The organism is Peribacillus sp. 05N428, from assembly GCF_056397085.1.
This window is the reverse complement of sequence record NZ_JBFTMS010000052.1, coordinates 1-21852: the sequence shown is the minus strand read 5'-3', so window position 1 is coordinate 21852 and position 21852 is coordinate 1. Positions and strand designations below refer to the sequence as shown.

At 37.1% G+C, this 21852-nt stretch carries 18 protein-coding genes and 2 pseudogenes; 19 read left to right on the top strand and 1 reads right to left on the bottom strand.

Features of this window, described 5'->3' with window-relative positions; genetic code table 11:
• The 11 genes and pseudogenes from AC1DIV_RS26575 (at position 1) to AC1DIV_RS26525 (ending at position 13191) form a co-directional block, all read left to right on the top strand.
• Complete coding sequence (locus tag AC1DIV_RS26575; protein WP_340877740.1) at positions 1-981, top strand: substrate-binding domain-containing protein; 981 nt, start codon at positions 1-3, stop codon at positions 979-981.
• Between the two features lie 75 nt (positions 982-1056).
• The gene (locus AC1DIV_RS26570; protein ID WP_340877738.1) at positions 1057-2622 is read left to right on the top strand and encodes a sugar ABC transporter ATP-binding protein; all 1566 of its coding nucleotides are present in this window, start codon (positions 1057-1059) and stop codon (positions 2620-2622) included.
• An 80-nt stretch (positions 2623-2702) separates the two neighbouring features.
• The gene (locus tag AC1DIV_RS26565; protein ID WP_225988884.1) at positions 2703-3605 is read left to right on the top strand and encodes an ABC transporter permease; all 903 of its coding nucleotides are present in this window, start codon (positions 2703-2705) and stop codon (positions 3603-3605) included.
• A 55-nt stretch (positions 3606-3660) separates the two neighbouring features.
• Positions 3661-4695: pseudogene (locus AC1DIV_RS26560) on the top strand (glycoside hydrolase family 32 protein); the annotation flags it as partial.
• 78 nt (positions 4696-4773) lie between these two features.
• A complete protein-coding gene (locus tag AC1DIV_RS26555; protein WP_445670172.1) occupies positions 4774-6708 on the top strand; it encodes a glycoside hydrolase family 32 protein in 1935 nt (644 codons plus the stop codon).
• A gap of 117 nt (positions 6709-6825) precedes the next feature.
• A complete protein-coding gene (locus tag AC1DIV_RS26550) occupies positions 6826-7791 on the top strand; it encodes a carbohydrate kinase family protein (RefSeq protein WP_340877736.1) in 966 nt (321 codons plus the stop codon).
• Between the two features lie 565 nt (positions 7792-8356).
• Positions 8357-9001 carry a YczE/YyaS/YitT family protein gene (locus AC1DIV_RS26545; protein ID WP_048687904.1) on the top strand — a complete coding sequence of 215 codons (645 nt, stop codon included), beginning with the start codon at positions 8357-8359 and terminating at the stop codon, positions 8999-9001.
• A 272-nt stretch (positions 9002-9273) separates the two neighbouring features.
• On the top strand, positions 9274-9942 hold the full coding sequence (locus tag AC1DIV_RS26540; RefSeq protein WP_340877735.1) for a DNA alkylation repair protein: 669 nt from the start codon (positions 9274-9276) through the stop codon (positions 9940-9942).
• Positions 9943-10782: 840 nt separating this feature from the next.
• Positions 10783-11397, top strand: coding sequence for an undecaprenyl-diphosphatase (locus AC1DIV_RS26535; protein WP_340877734.1), 615 nt, complete (start codon positions 10783-10785; stop codon positions 11395-11397).
• A 419-nt stretch (positions 11398-11816) separates the two neighbouring features.
• Complete coding sequence (locus AC1DIV_RS26530) at positions 11817-12152, top strand: ArsR/SmtB family transcription factor (RefSeq protein ID WP_137020278.1); 336 nt, start codon at positions 11817-11819, stop codon at positions 12150-12152.
• A gap of 40 nt (positions 12153-12192) precedes the next feature.
• Positions 12193-13191 (top strand): NADP-dependent oxidoreductase, encoded by a 999-nt coding sequence (locus AC1DIV_RS26525; protein WP_477577743.1) that lies wholly within the window; start codon positions 12193-12195, stop codon positions 13189-13191.
• A 373-nt stretch (positions 13192-13564) separates the two neighbouring features.
• Here AC1DIV_RS26525 and AC1DIV_RS26520 read toward each other — a convergent pair whose 3' ends face one another.
• Positions 13565-14437 carry a LysR substrate-binding domain-containing protein gene (locus AC1DIV_RS26520; RefSeq protein ID WP_249596639.1) on the bottom strand — a complete coding sequence of 291 codons (873 nt, stop codon included), beginning with the start codon at positions 14435-14437 and terminating at the stop codon, positions 13565-13567.
• A gap of 454 nt (positions 14438-14891) precedes the next feature.
• Between AC1DIV_RS26520 and AC1DIV_RS26515 the strand changes: the two genes are divergently transcribed.
• The 8 genes and pseudogenes from AC1DIV_RS26515 to AC1DIV_RS26480 all read left to right on the top strand — a co-directional run bounded on the left by AC1DIV_RS26515 (position 14892) and on the right by AC1DIV_RS26480 (position 21686).
• Complete coding sequence (locus AC1DIV_RS26515) at positions 14892-16040, top strand: M24 family metallopeptidase (protein ID WP_323599071.1); 1149 nt, start codon at positions 14892-14894, stop codon at positions 16038-16040.
• Between the two features lie 211 nt (positions 16041-16251).
• Positions 16252-17478: an MFS transporter gene (locus AC1DIV_RS26510; protein WP_340877730.1), complete on the top strand. Its 1227-nt coding sequence runs from the start codon at positions 16252-16254 to the stop codon at positions 17476-17478.
• A gap of 77 nt (positions 17479-17555) precedes the next feature.
• A pseudogene (locus tag AC1DIV_RS26505) lies at positions 17556-17672 on the top strand (5'-nucleosidase); the annotation flags it as partial.
• 384 nt (positions 17673-18056) lie between these two features.
• Entirely contained in the window at positions 18057-18272 is a 216-nt protein-coding gene (locus tag AC1DIV_RS26500; protein ID WP_340878596.1) for a hypothetical protein, read from the top strand.
• A 199-nt stretch (positions 18273-18471) separates the two neighbouring features.
• Positions 18472-18705, top strand: coding sequence for a hypothetical protein (locus AC1DIV_RS26495; RefSeq protein ID WP_340877728.1), 234 nt, complete (start codon positions 18472-18474; stop codon positions 18703-18705).
• A 318-nt stretch (positions 18706-19023) separates the two neighbouring features.
• On the top strand, positions 19024-19563 hold the full coding sequence (locus AC1DIV_RS26490; RefSeq protein ID WP_340877727.1) for a sigma-70 family RNA polymerase sigma factor: 540 nt from the start codon (positions 19024-19026) through the stop codon (positions 19561-19563).
• On the top strand, positions 19556-20971 hold the full coding sequence (locus AC1DIV_RS26485; protein WP_340877726.1) for a DUF4179 domain-containing protein: 1416 nt from the start codon (positions 19556-19558) through the stop codon (positions 20969-20971). The genes AC1DIV_RS26490 and AC1DIV_RS26485 overlap by 8 nt, the downstream gene beginning before the upstream one ends.
• 346 nt (positions 20972-21317) lie before the next feature.
• A complete protein-coding gene (locus AC1DIV_RS26480; protein ID WP_340877725.1) occupies positions 21318-21686 on the top strand; it encodes a VOC family protein in 369 nt (122 codons plus the stop codon).
• The last annotated feature ends 166 nt before the right edge of the window (positions 21687-21852 follow it).

Sequence of the window (21852 nt, the reverse complement as noted above, 5' to 3'; positions counted from 1 at the left end):
ATGGTGAAATATTTAAAAGTAATAGGAATGCTAGTTTTGGCGTTTGTAATTGCCGCGATGACGGCATGTAGTGGGGCTAGTGAATCATCAAATGGATCAACAGACGGTAACGAAGGACAAAAAGGTAACAAACAATTAACGATCGGTGTAGCGGTGGGTAGTTTAGCAAACCCTTTCTTCGTCTCCATGGCTAAAGGTGCTGAAGAAGCAGGAAAAGAATTAGGTGCTGAAGTTCTAGTTGAAAGCGCTGAATATGATTTAGCCAAACAAGCAGCTCAAATTGAAAACTTTATTACGAAAAAGGTAGATATCATTCTTTTAAATGCTGTTGATACAAAAGGAATTGCGGCAGCTGTTCAACAGGCCAAAGCGGCTGATATTCCAGTAGTTGCTGTAGATACCAATGCTGAAGGTGGTGTCGATGCCACTGTTACTTCAGACAACTATCAAGCTGGTAAACTGGCCGGAGAATATGTGATTGAAAAATTAGATGGAAAAGGAAAAATAGTTATTATTGATGGACCTCCTGTTTCGGCTGTATCTGATCGTATTCAAGGATTTGAAGATGCAATAAAGGATTCCGAAATTAAAGTAATCGCGAAGCAAAATGGAGAAGGGAATCGCGAAAAGGCATTAACGGTGATGGAAAGTATTTTACAAGCTAATTCATCAGGCTCTATTGACGCTGTATTTGCGATTAATGATCCAGAAGCAATTGGTGTTGAAATTGCTCAAGAGCAAGCGAATCGTAAAGATGAATTTTTCATTGTCGGAGTGGACGGTGCTCCTGAAGCCACAGAAGCAATGGCAAAGGAAGGAAGTACAATTGCTGCTACTTCAGCTCAGTCACCTAGTAACATGATCAAAAAAGCTGTTGAAATCGGAATGAAAGTGAAAAATGATGAAAAAGTTGAGGAGCTTATTAAAGTTCCAGTTGAGATTGTAACTCAAGATACATTAGATTCTTACCAAGGTTGGTAAGAATCTTTCATAGGCTGATAAGGATTCCTCCTTTAATCAGCCGATTCAAATCAATATAAGGGGTGAGATAAAGGTATGGCTGTGAATGAAATGTCCCTTAAAGGCCAACAAAGTCTAAAAAAGCCAGTGTTGAATATGGAAGGGATTGGTAAGACATTCTCGAGTGTAACCGTATTGAACAATGTGAGAATTGAACTTTATCCAGGTGAAGTACATGCATTAATGGGAGAGAATGGCGCTGGAAAGTCAACTTTCATGAAAATCCTCGCAGGTATTCATACACCTGATGACAATGGTGGGAAAATCTACTTGAAAGGTCAACCAATTTTATGGAAGGACCCTACTGATGCAAGGAACAAAGGAATTAGTGTTATTCATCAGGAGTTAAACCTTTCTCCTAATTTAACAATAAGTGAAAATATCTTAATGGGTTCCACCTTTCCTAGAAATGGTTTAGGAATGGTGAAATGGGATAAGGTCCATGAACGTGCCCAAGAGGTGTTAGATTCAATGGGGTCGAATCTAAATCCACGCCAATTGGTTTCGACCTTAAGTGTTGCTCAACAACAAATGGTCGAGATCGCCCGAGCATTATCCTTTAATGCAGAGGTACTCATAATGGATGAACCAACCGCCTCTTTAACAGATAAAGAAATAAAAAAGCTGTTTGAAATTATTGATGATTTGAAAAAGCAGGGAGTTGCCATTGTATATATCTCTCACAGAATGGAAGAAATCTTTAAAATTTCTAATAGGTTCACTGTATTACGTGACGGCGAATGGATTGCAAGTGGGCCGATTGAAGAGACAAATCCTGATCATCTCGTAAAGTTGATGGTAGGACGGGATTTAAAGGACTTGTTTAATCGGTCAAAAGCCTTTGGCACAAAAAATCCAAAGGAAGTTTCACCTGTACTTGAATTGAAAAATGTTTCTGATAACACAATTGTAAAGAATGTATCTTTAAAAATTTACCCAGGTGAAATTGTTGGTTTAGCGGGGCTTGTTGGTGCTGGCAGAACAGAATTGGTTAGGGCCATTTTCGGTTTGTCCGAGTTGAAAAGTGGCGAAATATTGGTTGATGGTAAATCTGTTAAAATCAAATCCTCAATAGATGCTATTGCTAATAGGATTGCACATGTACCTGAAAGCAGGAAAGAACAAGGGTTATTTTTATCAATGTCCGTAAAAGAAAACATCATAATGGCTGAATTGAAAAAACACGCTAAAGCAGGAATTGTTAGTTGGAAGCAAGCAAATGAAAGCGCTAACCAATATATTGAAGACTTAAATATAAAAATAGCTTCCCCAGAACAGCAAGTATCAAACTTAAGTGGTGGGAATCAACAAAAGGTAGTGATCGCTAGGTGGCTATCAATTGCACCAAAGGTATTACTACTGGATGAGCCAACACGAGGGGTTGATATAGGTGCCAAGACTGAAATCCACAAGATTGTTTCAAAGCTTGCAGATGAAGGATTGGCCGTTTTAATGATATCATCTGAACTTCCTGAAGTATTGGGGGTAAGTGATCGAATACTTGTCATGAGTGAAGGAAGGTTAACAGGCGAGCTTTCGAAGGAAGAAGCTACACAGGAAACTATTATGCGTTTAGCTACCATAGGGGGGAGAGAGAAATGAGAGGGAATACGCAAACTATTACACATTCACAACGCCTAAATATAGGAAATGTCCTTTATTCTTTATGGAATAGGCTTGGCATGATCATGATTTTATTATTATTGTGTGTAGTACTTTCATTTACAGCACCAAATTTTTTAGATACAGCCAATTTATTGAATGTATTAAAACAAGTTTCCATTATTGCTATTTTAGCTGCTGGGATGACAATCGTTATTTTAACTGGTGGTATTGATTTATCAGTTGGTGCAACAGTTGCTCTATCTGGCGTTATCTCAGTCATGGTCTCTTCTGCAGGAGTTAACCCTATAATTGCGATGTTATCAGGCGTACTAGTAGGGTATGCAGTAGGACTGATTAATGGGTTTCTTACAGCCAAAGCAAAGTTACCAGCATTTATTGTTACACTAGGCAGCTTCACATATGTTCGTGGACTCGCTTATGTCATTAGTGGCGGTTATCCAATTGTTTTACAAAACGAAACATTTAAATTCATCGGTGGTGGAAGTATTTTCGGAATCCCCACTCCTATTTATATCATGTCTTTAGTATATGTTGTGATGTTTTTCGTTCTTAAATATACGATGTTCGGTCGTCATATTTATGCGATTGGTGGCAATGAAGAGGCAGCTCGGTTAACTGGAATTAAGGTTGAAAAGTCTTTAATCAATGTGTATTCGATTAGTGGTTTACTAGCTGGTTTAGGAGGAGTCGTTTTAGCGGGAAGGTTGTTTTCTGGACAGCCAACTGCTGGTCAAATGTATGAGTTAGACGCAATTGCTGCTGTTATTCTAGGAGGAACAAGTTTAACAGGTGGAAAAGGGAAAATAATAGGAACAATTATTGGGGTTTTAATTATGGGGGTAATCAGTAATGGGTTAACTCTAATGGATGTCAACTATTATTGGCAGTTAGTTGTAAAAGGTGGAGTTATTGTAGCAGCCGTTTTATTAGATCGATTGCGCGGAAATAGTCCAGCATAACGATCATATGTCATTTTAGATTTTAAAAAAGGGATGTGAAATAAAAGTGAAGAGGATCATTAGTATTCTACTAATATGTTCAACTGTCACTTGTTTACCATTTAATCGTGCATATGCAGAAGACCCTGGGTATTATAATGAACCATACCGTAATCAATTTCATTTTTCTCCTGAAGCTAACTGGATGAATGACCCGAATGGTATGGTTTTTTATAAAGGTGAATATCATTTGTTTTATCAATATCATCCGTATGGAACGACATGGGGACCGATGCATTGGGGGCATGCTGTCAGTAAAGATCTTGTTAATTGGGAGCATTTGCCGATTGCTTTATCGCCGGATGAAAACGGTCAGATTTTCTCGGGGAGTGCTGTTATTGATTGGAACAATACAGCTGGCTTTGGAAAAGAAGCAATGGTTGCCATCTTTACGCATGCAGGGGATAAGCAAGTCCAAAGTATAGCGTATAGCCTAGATAAAGGAAGAACTTGGGAAAAGTATAAAGGGAATCCCGTAATGCCAGACCCTCCTATACAAGATTGGCGCGATCCTAAAGTATTTTGGCATGAAGAATCAAACCAATGGGTTATGTCGTTAGCGGCTAAGGATAAGATTATGTTTTATACCTCACCTAATTTAAAAGAGTGGGAGTATGCAAGTGAATTCGGCGAAGATGGTGGAATACAAGCAAATAGCCTAGACAGAACTTCTTATACCATGTCATCCCAGACAGGTGAATCATTTAGCTATGAGGGAGATATTACCCTTAATGAGAAGAATGGGAGAGAAGGGGCAGGCGGTTTAGTTTTTCGGTCAGACAGGCGTGCAAAGAACGGCTATGTTGCGAGCTTAGATGCCAAAAACGATGTCATAACATTAAGTAAGAATGTAGATGGAACAAACGAGGAAATTGCGAGAAAACCTTTTACCCTCAAAACTTCAACTACCTACCATGTGAAGGTGGAAACAGATGGGGATCAAATTCAAGTCTCTGTAAACGATCAATCCGTTATAAAAAAAACAGATATAGAATTCGATTATGGATACTATGGATTGTCAGCGTGGAATTCAACGGCTGCCTTTCGAAATGTGGAGTTCAAGAATACATCTAACTTTGAAACCAATTTATCAAAATGGACAAATGTAAATGGAAGCTGGGAGAACACGATGGACGGAAAAAGTGGAGCCTCTACGGAGGATGCTTTTGTAATGAGTGGTCAAACAGGGGATAACTTTTTTTATGAAGCAAACATTGAGATATCTGGGGAAAAAGGTGGCAATGGAGCCGGCTCGCTCGTTTTTCGTGCAGATCCTCATGCAACAAACGGTTATATGGCGAATATCGATGCTTTAAACGATACAATAAAAATCATGAAAATTGAAAATGGAGACATATCCATTCTAGCTGAAAAAACAATAAATCTAGATACAGATAAAAGGTACCATTTAAAAGCAAGCACTCATGGAAAAAATATTAAAATTTTTTTAGATGGTAATCTCATTCATGATGTAAATGATTCAACTTTTTCGTCAGGACATTTTGGCTTAAATGTTTGGAATTCATCCACGTTATTCCAAGATGTTCAAGTTGGTAAGAACATCATGACAAATGAGAAGGAAGTTACTAATCATGATTTTGAGACAGGTGATCTAACTGGGTGGAGTACAATCGAAGGTAATGCTTTCACAAAAGATCATGTGACAAATGTACCATCTTACTGGGGAGGGGATTTCGGCCACCAAGGAAACTACCACCTATGGGGGTTTACTGATCTTCAAAAGGGAGATGACGCAACAGGTGAACTGCACTCCTCATATTTTAAACTAGGTGGCTCTGGAGAAATCAACTTTCTGTTGGGCGGTGGTAATGATATCAACAACCGCTATGTTTCGTTAGTGAGAGCCTCTGATGATCAAGAATTAATTCGACAAGCCAATACCAAATTTAAAGAAGAAAAATATCAAAAATACGTCTGGGATGCTTCTAAATACATTGGAGAAGTGTTATATATTAAAGCTGTAGACCATGCTACAGGTGGTTGGGGTCATATAAACATGGATGATGTTAATGTTTATAATGAAGGGGCCATGCCAAATGAAGTAGACCAAGTTGCCAAAGAGCCTGAGAAAGGCGATTCGAAAGAAAGCGGCATCCTTACAGACTGGTCTGCTGTTTCTGGAGAGTGGATACCTTCTACTCATGGTAGTAACGGAGGGATTTGGGAATGTCCTACTCTAATCGAATTACCAATTGATGGTGACCCTTCAAAAACAAAATGGGTACTACAGGTAAGCATTAATGATGGCGCTCCTGCAGGCGGGTCAGGTATGCAATATTTTGTAGGTACCTTTGACGGGAAAACGTTTAAAAATGAAAATTCTTCCGATCAAGTGTTATGGACTGACTACGGGGCAGATTATTATGCCGCAGTAGATTGGAGCGGAATTGATGGTAAGAATGGCGAAAAATATTGGATTGGCTGGATGAGTAATTGGCTGTATGCAAATCATACACCAACTTCGACTTGGAGAAGTTCAACGACATTGCCAAGAAAGATGGAGCTAACTCAGACAGATGAAGGTTTACGTTTAAAACAAACACCAGTTTCTTTAAAAACCATTCGAGATAAGAGTGAAAAAATTTCATATAAAAATAAAGTCATATCTGGTGAAAGTAATCTCCTATCCAAACTATCAGAAGATACATTTGAAATGATAGCTGAGTTTGATGTAGATGATATAAAAGCAACTGAATTCGGCTTTCAAGTTCGTAAAGGTGCAACTGAATATACGACTATTGGCTATGATGTTGCCACCAAACAATTATTCGTAGACCGTTCAAATTCAGGAAGCTTTGATTATGGGAACAATGTAGTCGGTAAGCATGAAGGACCGTTACATGCATTAAATGGGACTGTGAAAATGCATATTTTCATTGACCGATCTGCTGTAGAAGTGTTCGGAAACAAAGGTGAAACGGTTATTTCTGATCAAATTTTCCCGGATCCATCAAGTAAAGGATTACAAATTTATAGCAAGGGTGGAGAAGTTACGCTAAAGTCTTTGAAAATATACCCTTTAAAGAGTATATGGAAAAGATAAAGACTAAATTTCAATCCTATTAAAGATGGGTTGATAGTAAGAGTTTATGAAGGCTGTCGAAAATGATCGATAGCCTTTAATTTTACCTATATCACAAGAATGGAGAGTGTAATGTAAATGAATAAAACAAACCGCGCAGTCATATGCGTTGGGGAGCTTTTGATCGATTTTTATTGTACAGATATTGATGTTAATTTAATGGAAGGTAATCATTTTCTAAAGAAAGCCGGGGGCGCACCAGCGAATGTCGCAGCTGCTATTTCAAAGCTAGGTGGGGAAGCGAGTCTTATTGGAAAAGTAGGAAATGACCCATTTGGATTATTTTTAATAGAAACGATAAAAGAGGTGGGGGTTGATACATCGATGATTGTTACTGATGATTTGGCACCAACTACTTTAGCATTTGTTTCTTTACAAGCAAATGGTGAAAGGGATTTTGTATTCAATAGAGGAGCGGATCGAAATTTAACAGAGGATAACTTATACCTAGATAGATTAAGTGGTGCAAAGATCATTCACTTTGGATCTGCAACTGCATTTCTGGAAAACCCTTTTAAAACAACTTATTTAAAGGCAATGGAATTTGCACAAAATAGGGGGATATTTCTTTCGTTTGACCCTAACTTCCGAGATGATTTATGGAAAAATAGAGTGGCTGAATTTATTAGTTTAGCCAGAAAGGGTATATCAATGGCTGACTTTGTAAAAGTAAGCGAAGTAGAGCTTGAACTAATCACGGGAAAAATGGATAAATATGAGGGTATAGCAATGCTCCATCATTTAGGGGCAAAAATAGTGGCTGTTACCCTTGGATGGGAAGGCACTCTTCTTTCAAATGGAAGTGGAATGAGTGTAATAAACAGTGTCGAAGTAAACTCAATTGACTCAACTGGTGCTGGTGATGCATTTGTCGGTGCTGCTTTATTTCAATTTGCAAATCTTGAGTCCTATGACACAATTCTTAGTGATTTTAGTAAACTTAAAGAGATCATTCTTTTTGCAAATAAAGTGGGTGCCGTCGTGTGTACGAAGGTAGGAGCGATTTCTTCTCTACCAAACGAAGAAGATATATATAAGGTTTAGTCTTCAGCGTATTGTTTCGGATTTTTAGTTTATATTCGTCCCTTAGCGGATAAATATTATATATATAAATAAGAAGAACCGTGAACTGAAGTGAATTAGATTTTATTTTGATTAACTAGTAAAAAACAGATGGATAACAAAATCATGCCTTAATCGTTACTTAGAACAGTAATTAGGTAATTACTATTAGTGCCTCGCCTATTTGGATTGAAGGCACTATTTAGTGATTTAAGAAAAATGAGCCTACTTAATGTGAACTTTGTGAAATATTGTACTTAAACTAACGGGTGCGATCGGAGCTGTCTTTAAGGCAGCTTTTTCGTGTTTAATCGTTTTTCGACTTGGGCCATGGTTAATAATTGTTTTTTGTAACCCTCCTATCCAGGGAATGGAATATTATATTAACTTCTCCGGCAGTTCTGCAATAACCTACCTTCCTTAGGAACGTCTTTATGTACTTCACTGTTAATCATTTGGTAACAACTTTTGATTAGGATAGAACATCTTGTTCATTTAACCTGCTTCATCTATAGTAGATGGATATGAAAGGTGTAGAGGTGAAGAGATGGCATTGCGGCTATTACGGTATTTTATTTTTTTTCTTGGATTAACTTTCTTTGGATTAGGGAATGCGATTGCGGTGAATGTTCAATCCTTGGGGCTGCATCCTTGGGAGGTTTTAAACGTCGCCCTGTTCGAGTGGTTCGGTTTCACAATTGGGACGTGGAGTGTCATGTGTGGTTTAGTACTTGTGTTGATCGTCTTTGTCGTGGATAGGAAGTATATTAATATTGGTACCTTTCTAAATGCCTTGTCAATCGGCCCAATCATGGATTTCTTTTTGCATCTCAACATTCTTCCTCATGAAACGGAGCATTGGTGGTTGAATATACTCATATTGTTGACGGGTATCATCATAACCGGAATTGGCGGAGGAATATATGTGGCTGCGGGAATTGGGGCAGGTCCCAGGGATGGTTTCATGCTTTCCGTTTCGGAAAAAACCGGGTTATCGGTCAGTTGGGCAAGAATCGTTGTCGAGAGCCTCATCTTGATTATCGGATTCATCCTTGGAGGTCCAGTGTTTATTATGACGTTTGCATATACCTTTATTCAAAGCCCGGTCTTTCAGTTTTCCATGAAACTGATGCGTTCCTTTATCGTAAGTTTGGAGAAGAAGCGAAAGGAACAATTTGAGATTCCATTATAATGGGAAGGAGGATGTCCTTTGGTCACCTCTTTTCGTGCTAACGGGTGCATTTCTTTAAAAAGGAATGCTCTTTTCGTATCCAATTAAAAGGAAGTGAATGTTATTATTTTATTAAAGATGGTTGCTCTTCTATTATAGGTGGAGAAAGCTTTAATAAAATATTAACTTTGGAAGCACACCACTGCAATAAGACTTATAACGAAATTAAGTTCTTGATATATCCCGTCAAGGACATATTATGAAACAGTGCTTTAATAAAGGAGTTGTATAAAATGAATGAAAATAAAGGTACAGAAATAAAATGCTTTTCAAAAGCAGAAAACATTCTACCTCAGATCAATAGTAAAACTAAGCTAGGCGACTTACGAAAAATCGCGAAGGACATTAAAAAAGATCACGAACTAGCTATGGAACTTTGGTCAACCGAAGAGTTTTTGCCCAGACTATTAGCAATCTTAATTATGGACAAAAAACTTCTTTCACAAGATGTGCTAAATAAGCTTGATAAGGATATGCAGACTCACACTTTTGATGAGCGAAATAACTTAATGGATTGGTTAATGGCTAATCAGCTCACCAAAGACAAGAAGAAAATTGCATTGATGGAGTCATGGGAAAATAGTCCTTCTGCTCTTCAAAGGCGAGCTTTCTGGTATTATCAAGGGCGATTGAGATGGACTGGACAAACACCGCCTGATAACACCGCATACTTGCTATCTGCATTAGAAGCTAATATTACGCAGGAAGAACCGGAAGTTCAATGGGCTATGAATTTCACCGCAGGCTGGATAGGCGTTTATGATGAAAAGAATCGTGCACGTTGTATTAAACTTGGTGAGAAAACGGGTCTTTACAAAGATGAAATAGTAGCAAAAGGATGTACTCCCAGCTATTTGCCGGAGTTCATTACAATTGAAGTTAACAAACGACATAATAATTAGTTACCTCTGAAAAATTTATACAAATAGGTAGAAAAGTTAAAAATTAAGGCATGTTTTTTTGGGGAAAAATATTGAAAATTCAAATATTTTTAAACAAGTAGTAAAGAGAATTTGTAAAATTAACAATATCCCCCCCCCCCCAGAAACCTAAATTTGAAGTTATCGATAACTTAATGGTTATTCGTATAAAGAACCATTTAAAAAATGGAGTAGACTTAGATTGTTTATCTGATTTACCGAATAATTGGACCATTAGGGATAAGATTCAATCAACAAATTTACCTCTTTCCAAATTCGGAAAGACTGGCTAGAGTAACTTTATCTTTTAAAAAAGAAGATTAGGATGCTTTAAATAGCGAAATGAAAGAATTTTGTGAATAAATGTACTTAAGCTAACGGGTGCGTTCGTTCTATAAAAGGCTGCCAATTGGCGGCTTTTTTTACAAAACAAAAAAGGAGCTATATAGCTCCTGGTAATTTTAAAAATCCAAAAGGTTCAGCCCTTGTTATAAATATCAAAAGGACGATGTCAACTTCCGTCATAATAAACATAGGCACAAATTGATCCATTTCCCTTGCCAATCCGGTTACTTCATTTCAAATTCAGTTACCCATCTGTTCGCCGCACTCAACATGAGCCCATATTCTAAATATTGCCATCAAGATAGTTTAAGGTGTGAGTGAGATAGTTTAATATAAATGGAGGATTAAGACCGCCACGTTGATGATGGACTTTCTGTCTGAAAGATGTAAAATATAGGTTTGATTGAAGTTCATCTTATTTACATAATGTAGCATATTGAAGGTTTAAGTGATAATACAATCAGGAGGAATTTTTCAATGGCTTTGTCCGAAATGAATAGTAATTTGTTTAGAATGATTAATAATCTAGGTAAACAATACACGGATTTAAATCCTTTCTTTGTATTCATCGCTGAATACATGATTTTTTTCTTAGTATTGGCAGTCCTGATGTTTTTGTTTTCTCGAAGTAATAAAAATAGAATCATGGTAATCTGTGCATTTATTGCATTAGTTATCTCGGAAATATTGGCGAAAATAGCAGGGCAATTCCACTCGAATTATCAACCGTTTGCTGAGTTGCCCAACGTTAATAAGTTAGTTGAAAAAGCAGTCAATAATTCATTTCCAAGCGACCATACAATCATATTTTTTTCATTTTGCATAACCTTCTGGTTGTTCAAAAGGGGTTGGGGGTTTTTATGGGGAATTTTGGCTGTTCTTGTAGGCATTTCGCGAATTTGGGTAGGTGTCCATTATCCAGCAGATGTTCTAGTCGGAGCCATCATCAGTATCGTTTCAGCGATGATCGTTTACAAAATTGTTCATAAGTTAAGTCTGACCAAGAAATTTTTGAGAAATCAAGGGGTGGGCGAACAATCCATTCTATCTGCCCTATCCAAACAAAAGAAAGGTCAGTCAAAGGACTATTAAAAAAGGGTTAATTAATATACAAATTAGCAGACCAAATCGGTCATTGCTTCACTTGCATTTGTTGTTTTAAGTCTTGTTTCAAGAACCGAACGGAGCAGGACAAAAAATATGTAATTATCAAAAGATGATTTACTTCTTGAAATGAAATAATTATTAAACAGGAAGTTTTAATCAACGATTCTTCAACTGAAAGGTCGAGAGTATAACAAAAGGTTGCTAAGGCAGCCTTTTTCTTATGGCACAAAAGGGGCAGGTTAGTTCCAAAACATTAAAAGTTAACGTAATTCCCCTCTAAGATGTATTCGTCTCGATTTGCTTTCTCAATATTGCACCTAACAGAACAATAGTATATTGTTCTGTTAGGTGATATGGTTCATCAACTTAAACCATTAAACTGATTACTGGAGGTATTTTACTGAATGAATAAACAGGACCAACTAAATATTATCAAAGAGGATTTTATTAATTGTCAAAAAGTACTATTGGCAATTGGTGATGAAACACGTCAATCGATCTTGTTAGTTCTAATGGGGACGGATTGTCAAACAGGATTACGTGTGGGTGAAATCACTAAACAAACACATCTTTCTCGACCTGCTGTGTCCCATCATCTTAAGGTTTTACGGGATGCCGGTGTTATTTTAATGCGTAAAGAAGGGACAAAAAACTTTTATTATATTAATGTACGTACAGAATTGGGTTTATTAAGAACGCTTGTGTTGGATATTGATAAGTTCATGCAGAACTTTTATTGAAATGATGGAATATAAACACACATAAGTTGGAGGTATAGGTATGAGAGCAATGGTTATTGATAGGTATGGGAAAGTTCCAATGCATTTGGTAGAAATGCCCACACCTGAAATTGGTGAATATGAGGTACTCGCAGAAATTCATGCAGCTAGTATTAATCCTGTTGATTTTAAGATACGCGATGGGAAAGTGAAATTGTTAGTTAAATATAAAATGCCTCTTATCTTAGGAAATGACTTTTCTGGTGTCGTTGCAAGGGTTGGCAAAAAAGTGACTCGTTTTAAAGTTGGTGACGAAATATATGCACGTCCACGTAAGAGTAAAATCGGTACTTTTGCTGAATATATCGCTATTCATGAAGATGACATCGCTTTAAAACCTAAAAATTTAAGCTTTGAAGAAGCAGCATCGATTCCACTGGTTGGGTTAACCTCCTATCAAGCCCTAACTGACATTTTGCAATTACAAAAGGGACAAAAGATTTTAATTCAAGCTGGGGCTGGCGGTGTCGGTACCTTTGCTATTCAACTGGCCAAATTAATGGGTGCCACTGTTGCAACGACTGCCAGTGAAGCTGGTGCGAATTTAGTAAAATCTCTTGGTGCAGATGAAATTATTAATTACAAGACAGAAAAATTTGAAGAGATACTGAAAAACTATGATGCCGTATTTGATACACTTGGGGGTGAGATACTTGAAAAATCATTCGAAGTGATAAAAAACGGAGGTAAAATTGTTTCCGTTTCGGGATTACCGAATGCTCGTTTTGGTAAAGAATATGGTTCCGGATTTTTTAAAACTATGTTGTTTTCTGCAGCAAGTAATAAACTTACTGCGCTTGAAAAAAAGCATAATGTTCAATATACGTTTTTGTTTATGAAGCCGAGTGGAGAGCAATTACGTATAATCGCAAACTTTATTGAGACTCGTAAAATTAAAACTATAATTGATAGAGTTTTTCCTTTTGAAGATGCTCAAAAAGCGATGGAATATGCGGAGTCAGGAAGGGCGAAAGGGAAAATAATATTAAAAATCAGATAGTCGTCAAACGAATTTGAAAACATTTCCCAACTTTTCATTTTTTCTTTTTAATAACTCTATAAAGTCACTCCCTTTTAATCAATCTTTTTTCAGTATGGAGTCTTTTGTAAGGATATTAAATCTAGGGTAAAGGTAACTTTTTTCAATCAATCTTTATTCTAAAGCTATAAATGATCTTCAACGCACAGGTGCTTTAATGAAGTAACCAAAGCCTAAATCACAATTATAACACCGGTAATTTAGGCTTTATGTATTGTGATTTCCTTAACGTTGTAACCCCGACACTTTCCTGACGCTACCCCTTAATGAACTATCTGGGCAGGTTAGTTCAACAAGAAAATTGACACGTAAATGATAGGCGGCTCTCATCATATTAAATGGAATAATAATCGAAAAACATATCCAGAAACGAATGAAACACCTCTGATTTCTCATCACGGCGGTATGCTACTGCAATATCCAGCGTAACTGTCGTATCCGCCAGTTCCTTAAAGACAACTCCAGTAGTTTGTATATTTCCAGCTGTAAGTGAGACGCCCATCCCAAGGGATACGAGAGACATTACCGTTTGGAGGTCATGGGTCTCAACCGTGATATTAGGAGAAAACCCGGCTTGAAGACAGGTTTTTGTAATCACATCGTAAAAGCCCGGTCCAATCACCCTAGGGGTAATAACAAATGATTCGTCTGCCAAGTCTGCTATGGAAATGGGGCCCCCTTTCATGGCCAAGGGATGTTTTTCTGGTAGCATGGCTTTTAAAGGAAGATGCATATAATTTTTTACGATTAGCTGTTCGCTATTAACAGGTGGGGTGAGAAGCCCGACATCAATCTGTTTCCCATGTAATGCATGAATTTGGGCGGTAGTACCCATTTGCTGTAGATTCAAGTTGACGGAAGGATACTTTGCCCGATACTTCTGCACGATGGGAAGAATATTTTCTCCAGTCCCGGTGAACGCAATTACCAACTTCCCGTGTTCTGCCCTAGCCGTCATTCGTGCTGTATCAAATGCATCCTCAACCAGATCAAGCATTTGATAAGCCTTTTCCAGAAAAGCTTTTCCTGCATTGGTCAATTCAACCCGGCGATTGGTACGATGAAACAGGAGAACGCCAACTTCCCCTTCCAATTGTTGAATTTGCCTGCTAAGCGGGGGTTGGGCAATATGCAAGCGCTCGGATGCACGACTAAAGTTAAGCTCTTCTGCAAGTGCAACGAAATATCGAATATGCCTCAGCTCCACTCTTCCTCCTCCTGTTCATTGAATAATACTTATTGGGTATCATTATAGATATTTTTAAGTATTTCTACAATTCTTTCTTTTTATTTATAATATCTCTAAAGCTGCTTTTGTAAGGAACATGTTCCGAAAATGCAAGTCGATGAGTAGGGAAACGAAGATTTTTATATTTTGAGAGTATAAATAAGGGAGAACGAATATTCATTCTGCTATTTGGTTTCAGGCAATATTATGTCTCTAATTATAAGTCTTCTCATTAAGAACGCACGTAACGGTATGGTACACAATCAGACTGGGTCAAAGATGGCATAAATACATCAAAACGTAGGTCTTAATTATTGTTCTCATGGTGGTTTTTAATTGAAAGCGTTTTCCGTAAACTGTTGGAATATGAATTGAGGAACTTATGAAAGTAGGACTGTTTTGTAAGGGTATTTTTAATTGAGGAGTTGATCTAATGAATTTTAACAAACGGTTAGACAAGTTACGGGGTTTTATGGAAAATGAAAAACTTACAGCAGTATTATTGACGGATCCACTTAACCAGTGCTACATGACTGGATTTGAAATAATTACTTATTCCCGACCAATTTTCACATTAGTAACTAAGGATGAATGTATCCTAATTGTACCAGGATTAGAGGAAGAACACGCCAAATTATATGCAGAATATGATCGTATATTTGTGTATTATGAGCATCCTGAAAAAGCAGATCAAATTAACCCTGTTGAGTTGATTATAAAATGTTTACAAGCTCAAAAAGGGGAAAGAAGGCTCGGAATTGAGTCTCGCTACTTACCATTTGAATTAGCATGTATCCTCCAGAGAGAAAACTGGGAATTGGCTGATATTACTTCCGAGTTGATTAAAATGCGAGCGATAAAAAGTGTGAAGGAATTAGAAAAAATGCGTCAAGTCTGCTCATTAGCTGTAGGCTCTGTACAAGCAGCATTTCGTGCTCTTGAAGTAGGAATTACTGAGTTGGAAATTGAAGATGCTGCAGCCAGAGCAAGTTATCAAGAAGCCTCTTACCTTTATCCCGACTCAAGCTTTATTTCTAGAGGAATGAGTCCATCTGGAATAGAACGTACTATTCTGCCACATGTGTTTTCAAATTTGAGAAAAATAGAATTAGGGGATGGATTAATTATTACAAGAATTACTTCACTTGATGGATATAAGGGTGAATGTGAACGAACTTGCTTTGTTGGGGAGCCGAATGCTAAGCAAAGAGAATTGTTCGAAGTGATGGTGAATGCACGAAAAGCCGCGCTTGATACAATCAAAGCTGGTGTAAAGGCAAATGATGTAGATGTTGCAGCACGCTCAATTATTCAAGAAGCAGGATATGGTGAAAACGCCCTTCATCGCACCGGACATAGTATCGGTCTTGCTGTCCATGAGGCTCCGTTCTTCCGTTTTGATGATAACTCCATATTAAAAGAGGGAATGACATTTACGGTCGAACCCGGTATTTATGTCCCTGGAATAGGAGGCTTCCGTCATTCGGACACGATTCTCGTTACAAAAAATGGATATGAGATGCTAACGGAGTGTCCGGACTCCATAGAAGAATTAATTTTTAATCCTATTGCCCATAAATAATAGGTTTAAGCAGAGTCAGAAAAAAGCTGTCGGGTTTTATCGATTTCCATCTATATTTGTCTATTCTCAGCACCTTCCAGATTGGGATTAATTAGAAAAGATTTCCTTTAAAAATAACAAGCAAGCAAGCCAGCCAGACACCTGCTTTGGGTTCTGGCGGCTGCTTTAATGAAAACTTATTCTGGGAGTATATAAGAAGGGGGGAGAGGGTTTGAATACAAGACTGTCACGACAAAAGGGGATTATTGTACTACTCTTCTTAGGTTGGTTTGTTTCTTCCATTGATCGTATGTTCATAAACATAGCAATTTTGCCTATTGGAAAAGAATTAGATATGGATGCAGCAACTTTTGGGATCGTGCTTAGCATATTTTATCTGGGCTATACACTCATGCAAATACCAGGAGGTATGTTAGCAGACCGATACGGGTCCAAATATGCCATTATAGGAACAATCCTAGTGTTCTCCTTGTTTGCTGGTTTGTCGGGTGTGGCTTGGTCGGTCACTTCTCTCTTAGTTATCCGATTTTTCTTTGGATTGGGAGAAGGAGCGTTTCCAGGAGCAGCTACCAAACTAATGAGTGAGAATGTGAGCCCAGAAAAAAGATCTAGTGCACAGTCAGTATTACTTGTCGCAATTGTATTGGGTGGGTTCGTGGCAAGTATAGCGGGAGCCTACTTTATTACGCAATTAGGTTGGAGAAACGTGTATATATGCCTTGGAATTATGGGGGGGATTATCGCCCTGCTGTACACCTTATTTCTCCGGTCAGACAAAACCGACCATAGTGAAATCGAGCAGCAAGAAGGGAAAGTCACAATTACTTCTCTGCTGAAATCACCTTCTATGTGGAAAATAATGGCATGTCTTTTTGGGTTGTATACTGCGATTTGGGGACTGAATAGCTGGGTGCCATCCTATCTCATGAATGTCCGTAAACTCAATCTGCTTGATACTGGGATCTACTCATCCCTTCCGGCAATTGCAGGGATGATTGGTTACTTGGTTGGAGGGTGGCTGGTTGACAAAGTCTTTGTGAACCGTGAGAGACTATTGATCATCTTTGGCAATTTACTATCAGCCATTTGTATTTTTGTCATGTTCAATGTTGAATATCTGACAATGACAATCCTCTTTCAAAACATGGCGGCTTTCTTCCTTCAGATTGCATACATGGGCATTTTGGCCGTGCCATTGAAATTGTTGCCCTCTACGATTATGGGAAGCGCTTTTGGAATGATAAATACTGGAGCGAATCTAGCAGCATTTATCACTCCAGCAGTTATGGGTGCTTTGATTCAACTATTCAATGGATCTTATTACATCGCATTCTGCTATTTGATTGTAGGCACTATTTTATCTCTTATTATGGGCCTTCTCCTTGGTAACGTGCGTAACGATTTTGTACAAAGTCGTGATGGTTCGAAGACGGCATAAATTGTGAAAGAGTGTACTTAAACTAATGGGTACGTTAAGGTTAGCCAGTTTTACTGGTTGACCTTTTTTTAATAGAATCTAAGGATAATGAACTTATTGCAGTTGGTGTGAACTTTGACTTTGCTCAAGAAGATGAATTAAAACAAGCTGATTTTGTAGTGAATAATTTCAAAGAAATCTTAGAGTTAGTTTAAACTTCAAAAGGCTGCCAATTGGCGGCCTTTTGAAAATACGATTCTTAGCATTATCATACATTCGCATTAAAGTGAAAAACTACCTGTTTGTGTCCACCGTTTATTCGTACTGTGACACAATCGTTATGTATTTCTCGGGTTTGTGTCTACCCTCAAACGGCCTCGCTTCTGGAATAATTTTTTTAATGTAGCAAATTCTATTCATAACCTGTTGTTGGGGCCCCTTAGCAACAATTCTGGTGACCCGTGACAATTGGAAGGCTTGGCGTGTTTTAAATCCTAAAAAATCAAACCATACTATCTATAAGAGGTGAATTTACTTAAAGGAATTTCCCTGAAATACATACAAACTTTTGGGACGCCGTGATAGCAATACCTGTTATAATGCTCCTAACTCAAATAATTAAGGTTTTTTTAAATGTTTCAAAAAAAATTGTACCTTCCATAGCACTGGCACTTGGTCTGATGATTTCAATTTTCATTAGTCATAGGCACAGCTTAGTAGCAGGTATCTTTATGGGTTGGTTTTATGGTTATGCTGCGATTGGAAATTATGCTGCCCTAAAAACGTCCATAATGGCTTATAGAAATAAAGAATAAGACTACTTTCCCACAATAAGCTGTTTGAATAAAATGTCTTAAACTTAAATAAATGTCCATTTTCAGGCCATCCTTTTAAAGGATGGTTTTTAGCTTTGAAAATTGTTGCACAGTTTATGTCAACTCCGAGTAAAGTTTTATAGAACTATCAGGGCAAAACAACTATAATGGTAAAATGAGGTAATGGGTGGTAACGATATTGAAAAAGTATCTTGTGTTTTTGATTAGTTTCGTAATGATATATATGGTATTTCAAATAGGATCAGGTTTGATTCTTACTGCTTCTTATATTCCCGATTTTTCTTCGATAAAGGGTAATTTAAGTCAAGAAGTAGTGTTTGGCAAGACTTCAATTCCATTACTGGTAACATTGCTAACTGCTACATTAGCTTATTTTCTTTCTCAAAAGAAATTTAAAATCTCAAAAAATTAAATAAATAACGGGTATGTTAGCTTAAGATCGGAGCTGTCTTTAAGGCAGCTTTTTCTTATGGAACTATCGGGGCAGGTTTGTTCAATAAGCAATTTTGTAGAATCACAAAACCTTTGAGTTGCAGAATACACTCAACAAATTCAAAAACTTTCAAAAAAAATCAACAGTTTAAATAAACAGAAACCGCAAAGTGGTTTCTGTTTATTTTGTTAAACTTAGGTTTTTATTTGCATGTTATGCTTTTTCTAAAAATACTTTAACTTTTTGAAACTTTTTCTAAAGATATATTCCACTAATAGTTGAAAGGAGTTGAGAGAGATGGAGTTTGAGAATGATAAGAGGGTTAAAAAAGCAATCAGGGGCAATAAAAAAGCTTTTGAACAACTCATAAAGCAGCACTATGAACGAATCTACCGGACTGCTTATCTTTATGTACATAATGAAGAGGATGCATTGGATGTCGTTCAAGAGACGACATATCAAGCTTATAAGAGTATTCACTCATTAAAGCATCCAGATTACTTTATGACTTGGCTTACCAGGATCATTATCCGATGTGCTGGTCATATTCTCAAAAGAAGAAATAATATTGTGCCACTAACAGACGAATTATTGTCTGATTTATCGGTAACCTATCATTCAGGTCATGACGAAGCAATAGATCTATTAAATGCGATCGGACAGTTAAAAGGGAATTATAGATCCGCCATTATTTTGTTTTACTACTATGATTATTCTATTAAAACCATTAGTGAAATCATGGAGATCCCCGAAGGGACTGTAAAAACTTATTTAAGCAGGGGGAAAGCCGAATTAAAAAAGTCCTATAAAGATGAGGAGGGCAAATGTAATGGATAACAATGAAGTAAAAAGTGCTATTGAAAAAATAGTTGTACCAAAAGAAAAAGTGTTTGGCGCTATTGATAAAGGCTTAAAAATGTCAGGGCAAGGTAGGAAAATAAAGAAAAAGAAAGTTCTTGCAGGTTCATCTGCTGCAGCTGCTCTTCTTGGAATCACCATTGCTTCTGGATTTGTTAATCCTACAATGAATAAAGTATTGGCTAATACCCCTTTAATAGGCGGGATTTTTCAAGAATTCAATGATTCAATGGGCGTTGAACTTGCGAATCAAGATGCAATTACAGAATTATATCAATCCTTAACTAAAAATGGAGTGACTGTAAAACTCACCAGCGCTTATTTTGATGGCAATGTGGTATCAATTACAGGATTTGTAGATGAAGATGTTGAAAAAGGGCATAACGAAAAAGGGGAAGTAAGCTTTGATATGAATTTTGAACACAACAAAGGGGATAATGACCCTTGGTTGAATGGAAAGTCGACAGACATTAGGAAGGTCAAGGGGGGATACAATTTCCAATGGAAAATGGAATATCCATATAAATCATTTAAGGAGAATTCTACTCTCCCCATAACTATTCATAATATTAACGGGATAAAAGGTGAATGGAATTTTGATATCCCAATTCAGCAAGAAAAAAACAGTACACTTGTTATTGATCAGGAGCAAGGGTACCCGGATGATGAGGTCAAAATCCGTATTAAAGAGGTCCTCACCGCAAGGGCGTCATCTTCGCTTATTTATGAGACGGTGGAAAAATACAAAGATGATGAAATTTATATACTAAAAGCAATTGATAATAAAGGCAAGGTATATAGGTTTGGAAACGGAACATCTCTAGAGGAGGCAGCACTAGAGGATGGATATCATAGTACTGCTCGAACAAAAATGACCAAGCTGAACTCAAATACTACTTCACTTACCTTTTATCCGCAGCTATCTGTTGCAGACCCAAAAGTACAACAGCTATTGGATAAAAAATCATTTACGTTAAAAAGCAAACGGCTCAATTTAGGCCTTCAGGTAAATGATATAACTAAAAAGGGTAGTAAACTAGTAATCGATTATCAATTTACAGGGCTCTCCAAGGAATTGAGTAAACACCAGCTTGATTTATTTGAAAATAATTTGAAATATGAATTATTGTTGGTAGATAAGGAATATATAGGGGGGATAGATCCTGAAAATCCAGTGCCACCTAAAAATCATAGCATTCGCATGAATAAAGTGAAAACTATCGATAAAAAGACAGCGCACTTCCAATCTACATTCGATTTAAATGGAGAAGAAAAAATCATGAACTTTAAACTGAAAAATACAATTTTGCAATTCAATTTTTCAAACTTTATCCCAGCTAAGGAATTACAACCATTTACTGTTGTACTTCCAGTGGGGAATGAATAAACAATTAAAGTAGCTCATTTTAGGGACCATATAGTTGACGAGTGGGATTCTACTAGTGCATTGAATAATTAATAATATCGGGGCGATGACTTATGTAAGTCACCGTCTTTTTTTATTAGTTAGAAGTTTGTGAAATATTTTACTTAAACTATAGGGTGCGTTAGCTGAAGATCGAAGCTGTACTAACGGGGCAGGTTGAAGATGTAACTATAAATATAAAACATTAACCATAAGAGATTCTTTTGTATTTTTATAAATAATATAAAATTTTATTTATGTTGGAAGTTTAGTATCCTTTAGTTAAAGGAGAGTTTTGTGAAAAATTTGAATTCACAGGGGTGATAAAATGATTAAAGGATTACATCACGTTCAGATAACTATACCAAAGGATACTGAAGAAAAGGCTAAGAATTTCTATTGTGGTATTTTAGGTTTACAAGAAATCGAAAAACCCGAATCCCTAAAAGGACGAGGAGGATTTTGGTTAAAAGTCGGTGATAAAGATGTACATATAGGAACAGAAGATGATTTTGATAGGTTGAAAACTAAAGCACATATTGCTTACGAAGTAGAAGACATCTCATATTGGAAAAATAGATTAACAAAAGAGAATATACAAATACTTGATGGTGTTCCAATTCCAAATTTTGAACGATTTGAATTTAGAGACCCATTTGGTAATAGGGTAGAAATGATTCGAAATTTGAACTTATAAGTTCTTTTTGATCGATTGGAGCTGTCTTTAAGGCAGCTTTTTCTTGTGTGCCAGGCATGGCATCTATCTAGGTGGTGAAAGTCCACTGTGGGGGTACACATCGACCAACCACTAAGGAAGCGCAAGGTACTTATCGTGAGGTAAGGGCTGGAGGAAGCGTGGAATA

Bases quoted from the DNA above. Each gene is read 5' to 3' on its own strand.
- AC1DIV_RS26575 (WP_340877740.1), top strand. From the start codon at position 1: ATGGTGAAATATTTAAAAGTAATAGGAATGCTAGTTTTGGCGTTTGTA.
- AC1DIV_RS26570 (WP_340877738.1), top strand. From the start codon at position 1,057: ATGGCTGTGAATGAAATGTCCCTTAAAGGCCAACAAAGTCTAAAAAAG.
- AC1DIV_RS26565 (WP_225988884.1), top strand. From the start codon at position 2,703: ATGATCATGATTTTATTATTATTGTGTGTAGTACTTTCATTTACAGCA.
- AC1DIV_RS26555 (WP_445670172.1), top strand. From the start codon at position 4,774: ATGGACGGAAAAAGTGGAGCCTCTACGGAGGATGCTTTTGTAATGAGT.
- AC1DIV_RS26550 (WP_340877736.1), top strand. From the start codon at position 6,826: ATGAATAAAACAAACCGCGCAGTCATATGCGTTGGGGAGCTTTTGATC.
- AC1DIV_RS26545 (WP_048687904.1), top strand. From the start codon at position 8,357: ATGGCATTGCGGCTATTACGGTATTTTATTTTTTTTCTTGGATTAACT.
- AC1DIV_RS26540 (WP_340877735.1), top strand. From the start codon at position 9,274: ATGAATGAAAATAAAGGTACAGAAATAAAATGCTTTTCAAAAGCAGAA.
- AC1DIV_RS26535 (WP_340877734.1), top strand. From the start codon at position 10,783: ATGGCTTTGTCCGAAATGAATAGTAATTTGTTTAGAATGATTAATAAT.
- AC1DIV_RS26530 (WP_137020278.1), top strand. From the start codon at position 11,817: ATGAATAAACAGGACCAACTAAATATTATCAAAGAGGATTTTATTAAT.
- AC1DIV_RS26525 (WP_477577743.1), top strand. From the start codon at position 12,193: ATGAGAGCAATGGTTATTGATAGGTATGGGAAAGTTCCAATGCATTTG.
- AC1DIV_RS26515 (WP_323599071.1), top strand. From the start codon at position 14,892: ATGAATTTTAACAAACGGTTAGACAAGTTACGGGGTTTTATGGAAAAT.
- AC1DIV_RS26500 (WP_340878596.1), top strand. From the start codon at position 18,057: ATGCTCCTAACTCAAATAATTAAGGTTTTTTTAAATGTTTCAAAAAAA.
- AC1DIV_RS26490 (WP_340877727.1), top strand. From the start codon at position 19,024: ATGGAGTTTGAGAATGATAAGAGGGTTAAAAAAGCAATCAGGGGCAAT.
- AC1DIV_RS26485 (WP_340877726.1), top strand. From the start codon at position 19,556: ATGGATAACAATGAAGTAAAAAGTGCTATTGAAAAAATAGTTGTACCA.
- AC1DIV_RS26480 (WP_340877725.1), top strand. From the start codon at position 21,318: ATGATTAAAGGATTACATCACGTTCAGATAACTATACCAAAGGATACT.